General features: G+C 69.1%; 17 protein-coding genes. 5 read left to right on the top strand and 12 right to left on the bottom strand.

From position 1 onward, the window contains the following. Positions 1 to 85 precede the first annotated feature (85 nt). The 4 genes from DTA15_RS36660 to DTA15_RS36645 are packed head-to-tail and all read left to right on the top strand — an operon-like array spanning position 86 to position 4,989. Positions 86 to 1,216: a glycosyltransferase family 9 protein gene (locus DTA15_RS36660; RefSeq protein WP_012492744.1), complete on the top strand. Its 1,131-nt coding sequence runs from the start codon at positions 86 to 88 to the stop codon at positions 1,214 to 1,216. A gap of 53 nt (positions 1,217 to 1,269) precedes the next feature. Further along, complete coding sequence (locus DTA15_RS36655; RefSeq protein WP_006489626.1) at positions 1,270 to 2,499, top strand: O-antigen ligase family protein; 1,230 nt, start codon at positions 1,270 to 1,272, stop codon at positions 2,497 to 2,499. Further along, complete coding sequence (locus DTA15_RS36650) at positions 2,496 to 3,737, top strand: glycosyltransferase (protein ID WP_006489588.1); 1,242 nt, start codon at positions 2,496 to 2,498, stop codon at positions 3,735 to 3,737. Before DTA15_RS36655 ends, DTA15_RS36650 begins: the two co-directional genes overlap by 4 nt. 37 nt (positions 3,738 to 3,774) lie before the next feature. Beyond that, positions 3,775 to 4,989 carry a glycosyltransferase family 9 protein gene (locus tag DTA15_RS36645; RefSeq protein WP_006493018.1) on the top strand — a complete coding sequence of 405 codons (1,215 nt, stop codon included), beginning with the start codon at positions 3,775 to 3,777 and terminating at the stop codon, positions 4,987 to 4,989. 34 nt (positions 4,990 to 5,023) lie between these two features. Here the strand turns inward: DTA15_RS36645 and DTA15_RS36640 are convergent, their stop codons facing one another. Next, positions 5,024 to 5,794 (bottom strand): glycosyltransferase family 2 protein, encoded by a 771-nt coding sequence (locus DTA15_RS36640; RefSeq protein WP_006489606.1) that lies wholly within the window; start codon positions 5,792 to 5,794, stop codon positions 5,024 to 5,026. A 145-nt stretch (positions 5,795 to 5,939) separates the two neighbouring features. On the opposite strand from DTA15_RS36640, the gene DTA15_RS36635 reads away from it, so the two are divergent. Beyond that, entirely contained in the window at positions 5,940 to 6,317 is a 378-nt protein-coding gene (locus DTA15_RS36635; protein WP_034178286.1) for an RcnB family protein, read from the top strand. Positions 6,318 to 6,381: 64 nt separating this feature from the next. Here the strand turns inward: DTA15_RS36635 and DTA15_RS36630 are convergent, their stop codons facing one another. From DTA15_RS36630 to hemF, 11 genes are all read right to left on the bottom strand, one after another. Next, positions 6,382 to 6,948, bottom strand: coding sequence for an FUSC family protein (locus DTA15_RS36630; RefSeq protein WP_006489621.1), 567 nt, complete (start codon positions 6,946 to 6,948; stop codon positions 6,382 to 6,384). A gap of 38 nt (positions 6,949 to 6,986) precedes the next feature. Then, positions 6,987 to 8,246 (bottom strand): MFS transporter, encoded by a 1,260-nt coding sequence (locus DTA15_RS36625; protein ID WP_006489615.1) that lies wholly within the window; start codon positions 8,244 to 8,246, stop codon positions 6,987 to 6,989. Next, positions 8,243 to 9,208 carry a PRC-barrel domain-containing protein gene (locus DTA15_RS36620; protein WP_006489610.1) on the bottom strand — a complete coding sequence of 322 codons (966 nt, stop codon included), beginning with the start codon at positions 9,206 to 9,208 and terminating at the stop codon, positions 8,243 to 8,245. The genes DTA15_RS36625 and DTA15_RS36620 overlap by 4 nt, the downstream gene beginning before the upstream one ends. A 253-nt stretch (positions 9,209 to 9,461) precedes the next feature. Beyond that, positions 9,462 to 10,613, bottom strand: coding sequence for a collagen-like triple helix repeat-containing protein (locus DTA15_RS36615; protein ID WP_012492742.1), 1,152 nt, complete (start codon positions 10,611 to 10,613; stop codon positions 9,462 to 9,464). Positions 10,614 to 11,068: 455 nt separating this feature from the next. Then, the gene (locus DTA15_RS36610; protein WP_006490771.1) at positions 11,069 to 11,404 is read right to left on the bottom strand and encodes a YggL 50S ribosome-binding family protein; all 336 of its coding nucleotides are present in this window, start codon (positions 11,402 to 11,404) and stop codon (positions 11,069 to 11,071) included. A gap of 126 nt (positions 11,405 to 11,530) precedes the next feature. After that, complete coding sequence (gene rng, locus DTA15_RS36605) at positions 11,531 to 13,000, bottom strand: ribonuclease G (protein WP_006490773.1); 1,470 nt, start codon at positions 12,998 to 13,000, stop codon at positions 11,531 to 11,533. 8 nt (positions 13,001 to 13,008) lie between these two features. Then, entirely contained in the window at positions 13,009 to 13,656 is a 648-nt protein-coding gene (locus DTA15_RS36600; protein ID WP_006492981.1) for a Maf family protein, read from the bottom strand. A gap of 51 nt (positions 13,657 to 13,707) precedes the next feature. Continuing rightward, positions 13,708 to 14,178 (bottom strand): 23S rRNA (pseudouridine(1915)-N(3))-methyltransferase RlmH, encoded by a 471-nt coding sequence (rlmH, locus tag DTA15_RS36595; RefSeq protein ID WP_006484265.1) that lies wholly within the window; start codon positions 14,176 to 14,178, stop codon positions 13,708 to 13,710. Between the two features lie 18 nt (positions 14,179 to 14,196). Next, positions 14,197 to 14,640, bottom strand: a complete 444-nt coding sequence (gene rsfS / locus DTA15_RS36590; protein ID WP_006484266.1) for a ribosome silencing factor — start codon at positions 14,638 to 14,640, stop codon at positions 14,197 to 14,199. Positions 14,641 to 14,644: 4 nt separating this feature from the next. Further along, complete coding sequence (locus DTA15_RS36585) at positions 14,645 to 15,370, bottom strand: nicotinate-nucleotide adenylyltransferase (RefSeq protein WP_077184383.1); 726 nt, start codon at positions 15,368 to 15,370, stop codon at positions 14,645 to 14,647. A 14-nt stretch (positions 15,371 to 15,384) separates the two neighbouring features. Continuing rightward, positions 15,385 to 16,308: an oxygen-dependent coproporphyrinogen oxidase gene (hemF, locus tag DTA15_RS36580; protein WP_006484264.1), complete on the bottom strand. Its 924-nt coding sequence runs from the start codon at positions 16,306 to 16,308 to the stop codon at positions 15,385 to 15,387. Positions 16,309 to 16,346: the final 38 nt, after the last annotated feature.

The following is a 16,346-nucleotide window of genomic DNA, read 5'->3' as shown; positions in this document are numbered from 1 at the left end:
TCATGGTGATTCGTGTGGCGACTCGGCTGTTCATCGGGCCGATCCGCGTCGCGAATTTTGCCATCGAGACAGCCCGCTGTTAACGATGAGCCGCTTCCCCGGACGTATCCACATCTTCGCGCGGGCTCTGCCGAGATTGCTGTTCAAGCCGCTGCGGCGCAAGCCTCGGCAACCGGCGAGCATTTTCGTCGCGCACCATCTCCTGCTCGGCGATACGCTGTTGCTGACACCGTTGCTGGCGAAGCTGCGCGAACAATATCCGCACGCGCGCATCGCGCTCGCGTGTCCGAAGGCGATCGCACCGTTGTATGCGGGCGAGCCGTTTGGCATCCAGGCGTTGGCTTTCGATCCGCGTGATCCCGTGTCGGTGCGCCGCTTGCTGGCGTCGGGGCCGTACGATCTCGGCTTCGTCGCGGCGGATAACCGTCACAGCTGGCTGGCGCTCGCGGCCGGCTGTCGCTGGATCGTCGCGCACGACGGCGATGCCCCGGCGTGGAAGAACTGGCCGGTCGACGAACGCCGTCCGTATCCCGATGCGCCGGCCGCGTGGGGCGACCTGATCGCGGACCTGGTCGACGGCGGCCCTCCGCGCGCATACCGGCCGGGCGACTGGCCGGCGCCGCCGCCGAGCGTCGCGTTGCCAGCGGCGCTTCGGGAGCGGCCCTACGTGGTGCTGCATCCGGGTGCCAGCACGATGGTCAAGCGCTGGCCGATCGAGCGCTGGCGAGCGCTGGCGGCCGACATGGAGGCGGGTGGCTATCGGGTGGTGTGGAGCGGCGGCAAGAGCGAAGCCGACCTGATCGAGCAGATCGGGCCGCACGCCGGGCAGCCGAACTTTGCCGGGAAACTCGGTCTCGCCGATCTTTGGCATCTCTATGCAGGCGCTCGGGCAGTTGTCTGTCCCGACACGGGCGTCGCGCATCTCGCGCGCCTCATCGGCGTACCGACCGTCGCGCTGTTCGGGCCCGGCAGCGCGCTGGTTCACGGTGCCGGACGTTACTGGCGCGACGTTCCGTTCGTCGCCGTAACGATCGCGGACATGCCATGCCGCGATCAACCGTATATTTTCCGGCGTCACGTCCAGTGGGTCAGGCGATGCGATCGCGACGCCACGACATGCGTCGCGTGGCACGACGGCTCCGCGGGCTGCATGAGCGGGCTGTCGGTGGACGCGGTACGTGGCGCACTGAAACACGTTCTGGTGCAAGTTCGATGACGGCTATTGCGGCGCGTATGGAGCGTCTTCTGTGGATTGGCTGCCCCGTTCTGATGTTCGCCATCATGTTCGGGCACATGGCGGCGTTCGTGAATTGCAGCATGGTGCTGGTCGGGATTGCGCTGATCGGCGCCGCGTGCGGGCGCGACCGGCCGGCGGTGTTCCGGTGGCCGTTGTTCGTCCCGATCGTCGGCTGGGCGGCGTGGAGTTTCGCGGCCACCCGCTGGTCGGTGTTCCCGGACGTCAGCCGGCATGCGTGGCTCGACGAGGTCGTGTATCCGCTGCTGTCGTTCTGGGGCTTCTGGCTGTTCGGCACGCGGGTCGAGCGGCCCGAACGCGTCACGCTGACCGTCTGGCTCGCGTGCGCGTTGCTCGCCGCGGTCAGCGTGATCTACTGGGGCAAGCTGCAGCCGCCGACACCCGAAACGTTCCCGTTGCGGTTCTATGCGCGGGTGGGGCATACGAGTACGCTCGTTGCGTTCGCCATGGCGTTGTTCTGTGCGTTCTTCGTGCCCAGGCGCGGCTGGCGCTGGTTCGGCGTGTCGGGACTCGTGCTGTGCGGGATGGTCGGGCTTGCCAGCCTCAACCGCTTCTTCTGGCCTGCTGCCGCGGTGGTGTTGCTGATCGGCCTTTATCCGCTGTACCGGCATCATCTGCTGCTGGCGGGGCTGGCAGTGGTCGTCGTCGGCGCCGGTGCGATCGGCACGCTCGAAATGAGCGCGCGGCTGCGCTATCACGATTCACCGCCGCCGCTGGCCGCATCGCGCGACGTCTCGATCGCCGGCGTGCGTCTGTATGTGCCGCCCGGCATGACGGCAGTCGGCGACACGCTGTCGTCGGACACGCGGCCCAAGCTGTGGCGGTTCTATGACGAGCAAGGTAGCCGTCACAAATGGCTGGGTATCGGTTTCGGCAAACCGGTGCCGGGAATGGCCTACCGCAGCGAGATGCCGCCCGAATTGCTGGCACTCGAGCCGCAGGCGCTGACGCACGCGCACAATCTTTTCCTGAATACGTGGCTACAGACCGGGCGCATCGGCCTGGCAATGCAGGCACTGTTGCTGGCGGCGCTCGTATTCGCGTTCTGGCGACTGCGGAAGGCTGACCCGTGGATTGCGGCGGGCGGCATCGCGCTCGTGGTCGGGATGGTCACGAAGAACCTGGTGGACGATTTCATGTGGCAGACGACGATCCTGGCATTCTGGGCATTTGCCGGGCTGGTGCTCGGGCATGGCGAGCGACGCGCACGCGTGCGTCGCGCGCAACCGGGGAGCGGATCGTGAACGCCGTCGCGAGCCGCGCGGAAGCCGGCCCGTCGATCGCGAACGGCAAGCCCGTGCGATTGCTGTTCCATATCGACGACTTCGGGCGGGGTGGTACCGAAACCGCGCTGGTCGCGTGGCTGAACGCGCTGGATCGCCGCCAGTTTGCTCCCGCGTTGTCGGTTGCCTTCCCGACCGACGATCTCGATGCGCTGCGCCGCAGCGGCGCGATTCCGGCCGACGTGCCGGTTCACGTGCTCGCGACGGCGCGCTGGTCGCATGCATTGCACCAGATCGAGCGCCGCCGCCGGTTGCGCTTCGGCGAAAAGCTGCTGCACAAGCTGACGACCCATGCGGCGATTCGCCGGCTGGTTGCGCGACGCTTCCTGCAGGTCGCCTCCGGCTACGACCTCGTCTGCGATTACGATTTCTCGCTGCGGCGGATTGCCGGCCGCGGTACCGCGCCGTGGTTGGGCGTCAGCCACTACAGCTTCGTCGCACGCTTCGGCAAAAAAGGCGACGCTTACATGGCACGGCGCACGCGCCAGTACGCGCGCTACGCGGCGATCGCGGTATTGACGCCTGCGATGCAGCACGAAGCCGAGAAGATGTTCGCCGGCTCCGGCGTGCGGGTCGTCGAACTCCCGAACGTGATCGACATCGCTGTGATCCGGCAGCAAGCAACGGCGTCGGTCGAGTGGCCGGCCGAACGGTTCGTCGTGTCGGTCGCGCGGCTCGACGAAGGGCAGAAGGATCACCGGACACTGCTGCGCGCCTATGCGCAATGGCGTGCTCGCCGGCCGGACGCGGTAGATCTCGTCCTGCTTGGCGACGGGCCGGATCGCGCGGCACTCGAGCAGCTTGCGGACGAACTGCGGATTCGCGATACCGTGCATTTCATGGGCTATTGCGCGAATCCGTTTCCGTACGTTCGCGCCGCCGAAGCGCTCGTGCTGAGCAGCCGCTACGAAGGGTTCGGCATGGTGCTCGGCGAAGCGATGGCGCTCGGCACGCCGGTGCTCGCGGCCGACTGCCCGACCGGCCCGCGCGACATGCTCGACGACGGCCGCGCAGGCCTGCTCGTGCCGGTCGGCGACGTCGATGCGATGTCGGCGGCGCTGGAACGCCTCGTGACCGACGCGGACGTGCGCGCGGCGCTCGCGCCTTGTGCCGCGGCACGGATCGCGACGTTCGACGTGCCGGCGGCGAACCGGCGTTTCGCCGCGCTCGCCGCCGACCTGCTCGCGGCGGCGCGCTGAGCCTGCAGCATGGTTCGCGCCGCGCGATTTCGCTAAAATGGCCCGCTTCCGTCAGTCGATACCCGCCGTGACCGCTTCCCTTACGTTCGATACGCCGCCGCGCAGCATTCTCGTCACCTGCACCCGCAGGATCGGCGACGTGCTGCTGGCGACGCCGCTGGTCCGCTCCCTGAAGCGGCGCTGGCCTGACGCGCAGATCGACATGGTCGTGTTTCGCGGCACCGAGGGCGTGCTCGAGCACAATCCCGACATTCGTCGGGTGATCGTCGTCGCGCAGCGCGCGAAGCCGCGCGAGCGGTTCGCCGACGCGGCCAGGCTGTGGCGGCGCTACGATCTCGCATGCGCGGCGATCAGCTCCGATCGTGCCCGTTTCTATACGTGGTTCGGTGGGCGTCGGCGCGTCGGGCTCGTCGATCCGGAGCGGATCACGCGGCTGACGCGTTTCATGCTGGACGGCATTGCGCTCAATCGCCACGGCGATGTCCATACGGTGACGAGCAGTCTCGCGATTGCAGAAGTGCTCGGCGTGACGCCTTGCGCTGAAGTGGTCGCGCCCGGCATCGGCACCGATCCGGCGCGCGTCGCGCAATTCGACGCACTGCTGTATGGGCCGGCCGCGCTGTCGCGTACTCGAGCGCACATCGTGCTGCACCCATCCCCGATGTTTCGTTACAAGCAGTGGCGCGAGGACGGCTGGGTCGAACTGATCCGCTGGGCCCGCGCAAGCGGCTTCGACGTCGCGCTGAGCGGTGGGCCAGGCGCGGCGGAGGTCGACTATGCGCAGCGGATCGTGGCAGCCGCGGGCGAGCCGGTCGCGAATTTCGTCGGGCGCCTGACGTTCGGCGAGACCGCTGAACTGATTCGCCGCGCACGGCTGTTCGTCGGGCCGGACACCGGCGCGACGCACGTCGCCGCCGCGTGCGGGACGCCGACGCTCGCGCTGTTCGGGCCGTCCAACCCGGTGCGCTGGGGGCCGTGGCCCGCCAACTGGCCCGCTCACGACGAGCCGTGGGCGCTGCGCGGTTCGGCGCAGCGCGGCAACGTTTACCTGATGCAGGGTGACGGTGACTGCGTGCCTTGCAAACTCGAAGGCTGCGACCGTCATCTGGAAAGCTGGAGCCGCTGCCTGACGGAGCTTTCCGCGCAGCGCGTGATTGCCGCCGCGGCGGCGCTCGTCGAAGGCCGTCCGGTGGTGGAGGCGCCGCGCGAGTCGATCATCGACGTGTCGGCCTTGCCGCGCGGCGGCGTATAACCGGTGCGCCATCGGCGCACCTTTCGGCCGCTGCCTAGCGGCGCGATGCGGGTTCGGCCGCGCCGTCGTGCGCGAGCTTCAGGAAGCGGTAGTACACCGTCTCCGCATTGAACACCGCGATCATGAATCCGGCCCGCCCGTCGAGGAACCCGCGACGCAGCACGTAGGTCCGCACGAACGCCCACACCCCCCGCCGGATGGCCTTGCCGACCGTCGCCCGCTCGCCGGCCGCGCGGCGTTGCCGCGCACCGGCGCTCGAATACGCGTCGAGCTTGCGCAGCACCGCGTCGATGTCGTCGTACGAGTAGTGGTGCAGCTTCCCGTCGAGCCGCGCGACGCGGCCGTCGAACACCAGCCGCTCGTGGACGAGGTCGTCCGAGAAGCGGGCGGTGTCCCGCCGGAACAGGCGCGGGATCCAGTCCGGATACCAGCCGCTGTGATGCACCCAGCTGCCGCAAAACGCCGACAACCGGTCGATGGCGTACACATCGGCCTGCGGGGCGCGCAACGCCGCACGGATCGATGCGGCGAGCTCGTCCGACACGACTTCGTCGGTGTCGATCGACAGCACCCAGTCCGTCGACAGCGCTGCGAGCGCGCGATTCTTCTGCGGGCCGAAGCCCGGCCAGTCGGCGGCGACGATCACCCGGGCGCCGTGTGCGCGGGCGATCTCGACGGTGTCGTCGGTGCTGCCGCCGTCGACGACCACGATGTCGTCCGCAAAGGCGAGCGCGTCGAGGCACTGCGCGAGCCGGCGGGCCGCGTTGTGGGCGATGATGGCGACGCCGAGCGTAGGTTCAGCCATGAAAAATCGTACGGATCGAAGGTGAGCGAGAGTATACCCGCTGCCTCGTGCGTGGCGCCGCGCAACCGGCGGGCCCCGCGAGGTGTGCTAGCCTTGTGTGCGGCCGGCGTCATCCCGGCGCCGGCGGTTCGACGGGAGGTGGATGATGGTAACAAGGCACCCGATTCTTGCCGTTTTGTTCGTGGCCGCCGCGTTGGCGGCGCCGACGTTATCCAGCGCGCAACAGGACGACCACGGGCATGGGCATGGCAATGGCCATGCGTATGGTCACGGCAAGCACGACATGCGCAAAGGGCCCGGCCGCGTTGAAGACGTACCGCCGCGCTGGGCCGACCAGCCGCGCCGCGAGTGGCACAAGGGTGACCGGCTTCCTCCCGAGTTCCGCGACCGCCAATACGTGATCGACGACTGGCGCGGCTATCACCTGAGTCCGCCGCCGCGCGGCTATCAATGGGTCGGCGTCGGCGGGGATCACCTGCTGGTGCAGATCGGTTCCGGCATCGTGCTGCGAATCGGCGACTGACCTAGCCCGCGGCCCGGCATGGATCGCGACGCCGCGATGCGCGCCGGGCCGCCGGATTAGCGCGTCACTTTGCCGCCGTGCGGCGGAACCAGCGCCGTTCGATTCTCGACATCACCCAGCACACGCCCAGCGCGCACACCGTGCCGAGCGTCACTTCGCCGAGCCGGATCAGCGGAACGTCCCACAGCGGTCCGTTGCCCGGGAACAGCAGCACGATCGTCGCGGTCACGCCGCCGAGCCGCGCCGCGCTGCCGACGTTCAGGCACCAGCAGCAGACGATCACGACCGCGACCGTGAGCGCATACGCGACGAGGCGATCGCCGCCCAGCGCCGCGCCGGCGAAACCGAGTACGCCGCCGACCATCGCGCCGATGAACTGGTCGCGCGACAGCGACATCGTGTCCGAGTAGTTGTGCTGCGTGACGGCGATCGCGGTGATCGCCGCCCACACGGCCTGCTCGGTATGCATCGCGCGGCCGATCGCATACGCGAGGCACGCGCCGCAGACGGCCTGCAGCGCCATCAGCGCGCCTTGTGCGAGCCGCTCGCTGAATGACAGCCCCTTGAACAGATCGAAGATCGACTGCTGGATCTGCTGGCGGGCTTCGTTGAGTGTCCTGATCGTATCCATCGTGCGTCGGCCAAGAAGCGGGTGGCGGCGGGCCGCCGTCAATGCGCCTGTTCGGGCGAGGCGGCGGCCGGTTCGTCGGCCGTCGCATCGCCATTCTCGACGCGGGTTTCGGGCATCACGAGCCAGACCAGCAGCACTGCGAGCGCGCCCGCGGCCGCGAGTCCGAAGAAGCTGACCGCATTGCCGAAGTGATCGGCGACGTAGCCGGCCACGGCCGTGCTGAGCGTCGCGCCGATCCCGGCCGCGAGCCCGAACAGCCCGATACACAGGTTGTAGCGGCCCTTGCCGCCCGCGACGTCGGCCGCGATCAGCGGCAGCATCACGCCGAACACGGCCGCGCTGATGCCGTCGAGCATCTGCACCGGCACGAGCAGGTACGGGCTGCTGACGCCCGCGAACAGCAGCGCGCGCACCGGCAGCGCGGAGAAGCCGAGCAGCAGGATCGGCCGGCGCCCCCAGCGCTGCGCGGAGCGGCCGACCCACGGCGACAGCATCGCGACGATCGCCTGCGGCACGATGATGCACGCGGCGATCACGAGCTGCACGTTCTCGCCCATCCCGGCCGTGACTTCGCCGGCCGCGAGGTTCAGCATCGCGGCGTTCGACAGGTGGAACAGCACGACGCAGGCCGCGAAGATCAGCATCCGGCGGTCGCGCAGCAGTTCGAGCAGCGTTTCGCGCTCGCCGGCTTCGTCGAGGTCGTCCGGCTTCGACGACTGCGGGATCACCTGGTGCGTCGGCTGGATCATCGCGAGCGCGAACAGCGCGGGCAGCGCCAGCACGGCGGTCAGCCAGAACACCGCGCGCGCGGAGAAGTATTCGCCGGTCAGCCCCATCAGCCCGGCCGCGACTGCACTGCCGATCGACGCCCAGCGCGCGTTGCGGCCGAGCCGGTCGCCGAGGTCGGCGCGGCCGACGAGCGAGAACGAGATCGCGGCCATCGCCGGCACCAGCATGCAGCTCGCGAAGCCGTGGAATACCTCCGCGGCGATCACCGGCACGATCGTCGGGCTCGACGCGAGCAGGACCGCGGACAGGATGATGGCCGCGATCGCCCACGCGGCCGCGCCTTTCTTGTTCTTCAGCGCATCGACGGCGGCGCCGCCCGGCACCTGGCTGACCATCGCGCTGATCGTGCCGATCGACAGCACCATGCCGATCTCGCCCTGCGTCCATTTGTGCGACGCGAGGTAGGACGCGATGAACGGACCGAACCCGGTTTGAACGTTTGCAACGAAAAAGTTGAGCCAGTCGAGGGCCCGGAGACTGCGAACGCTGACGGAATGCTTGATCGTCATCGGGTGGCACTCGCAGACGAAGCCGGCGCGGCCGGGACAACGGGCGGGAAGACCGCGACGATCGGCTTGTCGGCCGCGTAGGGCGGCGATGCCTTGATCTGGGCGTCGTTCAGGTCGAGCTGCGGGTGCAGCGCCTTGTCGCGCGTGACGAAGCGCAGCGCGCCCCAGCTCGCGGCGATCGAACGGCGGTCGGTATTGACGAGCCCGCCGAGGTCGAGCACGACGGCCTGCGGCTGTGCACCGCGGTCGATCAGCACGTCGACGATGCGGCCGATCTTCGTGCCGTTCGGGCGCTCGACATCGCTGTCGAGCATCGGCAGCCGCGTCGTCGGCGACGCCGCGGCCGAACCCGACAGCGGCACCGCCTTCGGTCGCGCGGCCGGCGGCAGGTCGCCCGACGGGACGTCGAGCACGATCGGCTCCTGCTTGCCGCCCGGCGTGAAGCGGAACACGTTCCACGGGAAGATGACCTTGCGGTCGCCGATGCCCATGAAGCCTTGCAGGTTGACGATCATCTCGCGCGGCTTGCCGCTCGCGTCGACCACCATGTCGACCGCGCGGCCGACCACCTTGCCGTTGCGGCGCGCGACTTCGCTGTCGAGCAGCGCGTGGATCTGGGTACGGTCGAGCGGGCGCGTCGCGACGATCGGCGGGGGCGGAGGGGGTGGCGGGGTCGGCGATTCGGGGCGCTGCACGGGTTTCGACCGCGTCACCTCGCGGTGCGGCTTCTTCGGCGCTTCCGGCGTTTCCGGTTGCGTCGGCGCCGGCACGGGCGGCATCGTCAGCGGCTCGCCGGCGGTCTCCTCGACCGACTCGACGAGCGCCTCGCTGATCGGGGCGGGCGGGTTCTGGACCGGCAGCAGCCCGCAGCCGGACAGCAGCGCGGCGGCGGCGAGAATCAGGAAGACCGTCGACGACGGCAACGACTTGCGGGATGCGGGAAACGGGAGTCCGCCGCTCATTGACACTCACTCCATGGGTCGGGGGCGGCCCGAGGGCACGCGGCTGGCGATGGATGGCGGGTGCGGGCGGCGCACCACGCGAGGTGAGAGTTTAACGTGTCTTGCTTTCAGGACCGATTTCGATGGCCGGTTGCAGGCGGACCGTCGGGAAAAGGAAGGGATCGGACGCGGGCGGACGACCGCGGAAACCGTCGGAGATGCGGTTGCGGCGCCCGAGCGTCGACGACGCGACGGGCGCCGCATGGCGTGTTGCTTATTTGACCAGCGAGCCGAGCGTCGTCGTCACCGGGGCGAGCACGCCACCCGTCTTCGACAGCGCGCCGGTGCCGCTGCCGCCCGTCAGCCCCGCGACCGGCGCGCCGCCGGTCGCGCCCGACACGGCGGCCGTCACGGTGCCGGCCGCCGACGTGAGCGCGCCTGCCGGGTTGCCGCCGCCCGTTGCACCGCCGAGTGCACCCGTCGACAGCAACCCCGTCACCGGTGCGAGCGGGCTCGTCGCGGCGGCGCCGCCGCCGAGCAGCGCCGTGCCGGCGGTGGCGACCGTGTTGCCGGTTGCCGTCACCACGTTGCCGACGCCGGTCGTCACCGGGTTGCCGCCGGTTTTCGCGATCGTCGTGCCGACGTTCGCGACACCGTTGCCGACCGTCGTCACGAGGTTCGTGAGCGGCGCGCCGAGCGGCGTGCTCGACGCGACCGTCTGCGTGATCGAGCCGACCTGCGTCGTGATCGGCGTGATCGCCGAACTGGCGGCGCCCGTGACCTGCGCGACGGGGCCGGTCGACAACTGCGTGCCGAGCGTGGCGCCGCCGCCGGCGATCGTGTTGCCGAGCGTCGTGATCGCGCCGCCGACGGGCGACGTGACCGGCGCGAGGGGCGCCAGCGCCGACCCGCTGGCGCCGAGGCTGGACACCACGCCGCCGGTCGCCGCGACCGCGTCGCCGAGGTTCGTGACCACGCCGCCCGTGCTCGCGACCGTCGTGCCGACCGGATTCGACGACGCGCCGAGCTGGCCGAGCCCGGCGCCGAGACCGGTACCGAGCGTGGTGACGGCCGCGCCGACGTCCTGCACGACGGTGCCGAGCCCCTGCATGGTCGCCGCGTTGGTGCCGGGCACCGACTGGCTCGCGATCACCGCGCCGCCGCCCGACACGGTGCCGCCCGCGGCGGTCACGATGTTGCTCGACGCCGCGGTCGTCTGGCCGACGCCGTTGGCGGACGCGCCGCCGGAGCCGTTGCCCGTGCCGCCGGTCGTGGCCGTCGTGTCGCCCGATCCCGACCCGCTGCCGCCGGTGCCCTGGCTCAGCGAGCCGGAGCCGCCGCACGCGGACAGCGACATCAGCGCCGCGGCGCCGGCCGCGATCATGATCATTCGGGGTCCTGCTTGATGAAGGGTGGGCGTGTTCATGTCGTCCTCGTCTCGATTATGGAAATGGATCTCAGGCAGCCTTCGTGTGCGTCGACGTATCGTCGCGACGGAAGCAAGGCGTCGGGCGCATCGTTGTTGTCTCCCTGATTGACCTGTCGCCGTGTCGCGTTTTCGCCTGAGTCGGAACCCGGAGCGCCTGCAGGACGAATCGTTTGAATTCTTTCGTCTTGCTTGCCGATCGTGCCGAAAACCACCGGATTCGTGCGATCAGAGTAGGTCCGTCGACACGAGCCGTCTTTTAACGATCGTTAAATTGAAGTAAGCGTCCGATTCACTGCGGAAATCGGGGTAATCACGGTCGACGCGGCGCGAATCGTGTGAGCCGGTGCCGGGGAGGAGAGGGGCGGCGGAAGGGGAAACACGCGACGCCGGCCTGGCCCGCCGTGATGGCGGGCAGGCGCGGGCGCCGTTTGAAGCAGCGTGAAGCCGGGCAATCAGGCGTCCGGATACCACGCGTCGGTGAATTCGCTGACCTTGACGTCCGTCAGTTCCGGACGGGCGGCCAGCCATCCGCGCACGAGTTCGCGGTCCGCGTCGGTCGTCGTGCCGCGCGGCGCGCCGGAGATCACGTACGCGCCGATGCCTTCGTCCGCGGACGCGACGGTCAGCAGCCCGTTCGCTTCGACGAAGTCGATGAACGCATCGATCAACTGGCCGCGCTCGAGGTCGGTCATGTCGTTGCGGTAGTGCGCGGTGGCGTTGAACGCGAGTTCCTGGAATTCGCCGATGTGGAGTTTCTTGCGCTGGCGGCGGTTGTGGCCTTGGCTCATGGTGTGGGGTGAATGCGAAAAGGGTCAATGAAAGGGCGGCGGCAGGTGCCGGCGCGGCATGCGCGAACAGCCCGGCCACCGCAGCGGGGCGCCGCGCGGTGCTGCCGGCGGCGGATGGGCGGAAGGTTACATCAGCACGATATCGTACTGCTCCTGGCTCAGATTCGACTCGACCTGCAGCGACACCGGCTTGCCGATGAAGTCGATCAGCATCGCCAGATGCTGCGACTCTTCATCGAGGAACAGGTCGATCACCTGCTGCGCGGCGATCACGCGGAACTCGCGCGGGTTGAACTGCCGCGATTCGCGCAGGATCTCGCGCAGGATGTCGTAGCACACGGTGCGCGACGTTTTCACCTGGCCCTTGCCCTGGCAGGTCGGGCACGGTTCGCACAGCACGTGCGCGAGCGATTCGCGCGTGCGCTTGCGCGTCATCTCGACGAGCCCGAGTTGCGAGAAGCCGTTCACCGTCACGCGCGTGCGGTCGCGCGAGAGCGCCTTCTTCAGCTCGGACAGCACCGCGTCGCGATGCTCGGCGTTCTCCATGTCGATGAAGTCGATGATGATGATCCCGCCGAGGTTGCGCAGCCGCAGTTGCCGCGCGATCGTGTGCGCGGCCTCGAGGTTGGTCTTGAAGATCGTGTCGTCGAAGTTGCGCGCACCGACATAGCCGCCCGTGTTCACGTCAATCGTCGTCATCGCCTCGGTCTGGTCGATCATCAGGTAACCGCCCGATTTGAGGTCGACGCGGCGCGACAGCGCGCGCTGGATCTCCGTCTCGATGTTGTACAGGTCGAACAGCGGCCGCTCGCCCGTGTAGTGATGCAGCTTCGGGCTCACGGCCGGCGTGAACTCGCCCGCGAACTCCGCGAGACGTGTGTACGTCTCGCGCGAATCGACCTGGATGCGCGTCGTGTCGTCGTTCGCGAAATCGCGCAGCACGCGCTGCGCGAGATCGAGATCCTGGTACAGCAGGCTTGTCGCCGGCAGCCGCTGCGCCTGCGCGACGATCGTCGCCCACGTCTTGCGCAGGTACGTGACGTCGCCGGCCAACTCGTCGGAGGTGGCGTCCTCGGCGATCGTCCGCACGATGTAGCCGCCTTTCTCGTCCGGCGGGATCACGGCGGTCAGCCGCGCGCGCACGGCCTCGCGCTCGGCCTCGCTTTCGATCTTCTGCGAGATGCCGATATGCGGTTCCTGCGGCAGGTAGACGAGCGTGCGGCCCGCGATACTGACCTGCGTCGACAGCCGCGCGCCTTTCGTGCCGATCGGATCCTTGATCACCTGGACCATCAGCGTCTGGCCTTCGAACACGATCTTCTCGATCGGCTGGTGCGGCGCGCCCGACTGCGGCTCGCCCGCGAGGCGCGGATGCCAGATGTCGGCGACGTGCAGGAACGCCGCGCGCTCGAGGCCGATGTCGATGAACGCCGACTGCATGCCGGGCAGCACGCGCACGACCTTGCCGAGATAGATGTTGCCGACCCGCCCGCGCGACAGCGTGCGCTCGACGTGAAGCTCCTGCACCGCGCCTTGCTGGACGAGTGCGACGCGCGTTTCCTGCGGCGTGAGGTTGATCAGGATTTCTTCGTTCATGGTGCGGTTCAGAAGGCGACGCGTGCGGTACGCAGCAGCGCGGCAGTCTCAAAAAGGGGCAGACCCATGATACCTGAATGGGATCCGTCGATTCGCTCGATGAATTCGGCCGCGCGGCCCTGGATCGCGTACGCGCCGGCCTTGCCGAACGGCTCGCCGGTTTCGACGTAGCGCACGTATGCGTCGCGCGACGCGGCCGCGAAGCGCACCGACGAGCGCGACAGCGCGGGCGGCAGCAGCTCGCCGCTGGCGTCGATCACGGCGACGGCGGTCAGCACCGCGTGTTCGCGGCCGGCGAGGCGGGTGAGCATCGCGAGCGCATCGTCGGCGTCGGTCGGCTTGCCGAGGATCGCGCCGTCGATCGTCACGGTCGTATCGGCCACCAGCACCGGCGCGGCCGGCTTGCCGCTCGCGACGAGGCGGGCACGCGCGGCCTCGGCCTTCGCGACGGTGACGCGCCGCACGTACGCGTCGGCGGCTTCGCCGGGCAGTTCGGCCTCGAGCGCCTCGGCGTCCTCGTCGGGGCGCGGCAGCAGCAGCTCGAAGCGTACGCCGATCTGCTGCAGCAGCTCCTGGCGGCGCGGGCTTTGCGAAGCGAGGTAAAGCGTCTGGAAAAGCGGGGTCGGAAAAAGCGCGGGGGACGTGCTGGACGGCATGGTGTCGTTATCTCGTTGAGCGCGCGCGGCGCGCGTCTCGAGGACGACACGTCATGCGCGGTGGTAGGGGTGATTCTGCGTGATGCTCCACGCCCGGTAAAGCTGTTCGGCGAGCAGCACGCGCACCATGCCATGCGGCAGCGTCATGCTCGAGATGCGCAGCAGCACGTCGGCGCGCGCTTTCAGTTCCGGATCGAGCCCGTCGGCGCCGCCGATCACGAACGCGACGTCGCGGCCGTCCTGCTGCCAGCCGGGCAGCGCCTGCGCGAGCTGCATCGTGGTCCAGTCGCGGCCGCGCTCGTCGAGCGCGACGAGGCGCGCGCCCTTCGGCAGCGCGGCCTCGATCTTCTGCCGCTCGGCCGCCATCACGCTTTCGGCGCTGCGACCGCCCGAACGCAGTTCGGGCTTGATTTCGCGCAACTCGATGCGCAGCTCGGGCGGCATCCGCTTCGTGTATTCGTCGAAGCCGGAGGCGATCCAGCCCGGCATCTTGTGGCCGACCGCGAGGATGAAAAGCTTCATCGGGACACGCGTGGCGGCTTAACGGCGGCGGGCGGCCGTCTTGCGCGCCGGGCGTGCGGGCGCTTCTTCCTCTTCCTCGTCGTCTTCGCTCGCCGTCGCGAAGCCGTTGCCCTTGCCGCCGCCGAGCTTCATCCGCACGGGCTTGTCGCCCCAGATTTCCTCGAGGTTGTAGTACTGGCGCAGCGCCGGTTGCAGGATGTGCACGACCGCGTCGCCGCAGTCGACCAGCACCCATTCGCCGGTGTCCTCGCCTTCGGAGCTGACGACGTCGCCGCCGGCTTCCTTGACCTTGTCGCGCACGTTCGACGCGAGCGCCTTGGTCTGGCGGTTGGAGGTGCCCGATGCGACGACCACGCGGTCGAACAGTTCGGTCAGGTGGCTGGTGTTGAACACCTTGATGTCTTGCGCCTTGACGTCTTCGAGGGCGTCGACGATCACGCGCTGCAGTTTGCGAATATCCATGGATTCAGGAATGGTAGAGGCGATGTTGAAGAATATAGGCCCATACGGCGGCCGGCACATGTTCGGCCGACGCGTCGGGCATTTGCGCATGGCGTGCGATGCATTCGCGCAGGTGCGCGCGGATGTCGGTCGCGGCGATGTCGAACGAAAGGGTCGTATCGATCAGCAGGCGGCCTGCCGGCGTGGCCTTCAGCACGTCGGCGCGGGCCTGCCGCGCGGCGATTTCCCGCGCGACGTCCGGCGGCGCCGCGCCGAGCTCGAAGCCCGGGCGCGTCGACACGCCGATGTGCGCGTAGTCGAACAGCGTGCGCCAGTCGCGCCACGTATCGAGGCGCACGAGCTGGTCCGCGCCGATCAGCAGCGACAGCGACGCATCCGGGCCGATCCGCTCGCGCCAGCGCGCGAGCGTCTCGACCGTGTAGGTCGGGCCGGTGTGCTCGATCTCGTCGGTGGCGACCGTTACGGTCACGCCCGGCACGGACAGCGTGCCGGCGGCCGCGCGCGTCATCGCGAGCCGGTGCTCGGCGGCCGACACGTCGCGCTTCTGGTACGGCTGCCCGGCGGGCAGCAATACGAGTTCGGTCAGGTCGAGCAGCTCGGCGAACCGGCGCGCGAGCGCGAGATGGCCATCGTGGATCGGGTCGAAGGTGCCGCCCAGCAAGCCGATACGGCGCGGCAGCGGGGCGGGGCGGGCGGTGGTGTCCAGAAACGCGTCCTTTCGTTGGGGCAGCGGGGGGCGCGGGCTCAGACCCAGTCGCGCGGCACGAGGAAGTCGCTATACAGCCGCGCTTCCGCCGAACCCGGCTCGGGTTGCCAGTTGTAGCGCCAGTTCGCGACCGGCGGCATCGACATCAGGATCGACTCGGTCCGGCCGCCGCTTTGCAGGCCGAACAGCGTACCGCGGTCGAACACCAGGTTGAATTCGACGTAGCGGCCGCGGCGGTAGGCCTGGAAGTCGCGCTCGCGCTCGCCGTACGGCAGCTCGGCGCGGCGCTCGACGATCGGCAGGTAAGCGTGCAGGAACGCATCGCCGACGCTTTGCATCAGGTCAAACGAGCGTTCGAAACCGGGCTCCGAGAAATCGTCGAAGAAGATCCCGCCGATGCCGCGCGTCTCGTTGCGGTGCTTCAGGAAGAAGTATTCGTCGCACCACTGCTTGAAGCGCGGATAGAGCTCGATGCCGAACGGATCGAGCGCATCCTTGCAGGTCTGGTGGAAATGCCGCGCGTCGTCCTCGAAACCGTAAACCGGGGTCAGGTCCATGCCGCCGCCGAACCAGAACACGGGCGCTTCGCCCGGTTTCGTCGCGATCAGCATCCGCACGTTCATGTGCACGGTCGGGCAGTACGGATTGCGCGGGTGCAAAACGAGCGACACGCCGAGCGCCTCGAAGCCGCGGCCCGCGAGCTGCGGGCGCGCTGCGCTCGCCGACGGCGGCAGCGCATCGCCCGCCACGTCGGAAAAGCCGATTCCCGCGCGTTCGAACACGCGGCCGCCTTCGAGAATCCGCGTGCAGCCGCCGCCGCGCAGGCGTTCGGCCGGCCCGCGCTGCCACGTGTCGGTCGCGAGCGGCGTGCCGTCGAGCGCGCCGAGCGCGTCGGCGATCCGTGTCTGCAGGCCCTGGAGGTACGTGCGCACACGCGCCACGTCGTAGGTCGAATCGGTCATGTCTGGACTGGCTGCCCCCGCCTGACGCGGGGGCCGTA

The sequence above is a fragment of the Burkholderia cenocepacia genome, from assembly GCF_900446215.1.
GTDB lineage: Bacteria > Pseudomonadota > Gammaproteobacteria > Burkholderiales > Burkholderiaceae > Burkholderia > Burkholderia cenocepacia.
This window is presented reverse-complemented; position numbering and strand designations above follow the sequence as displayed.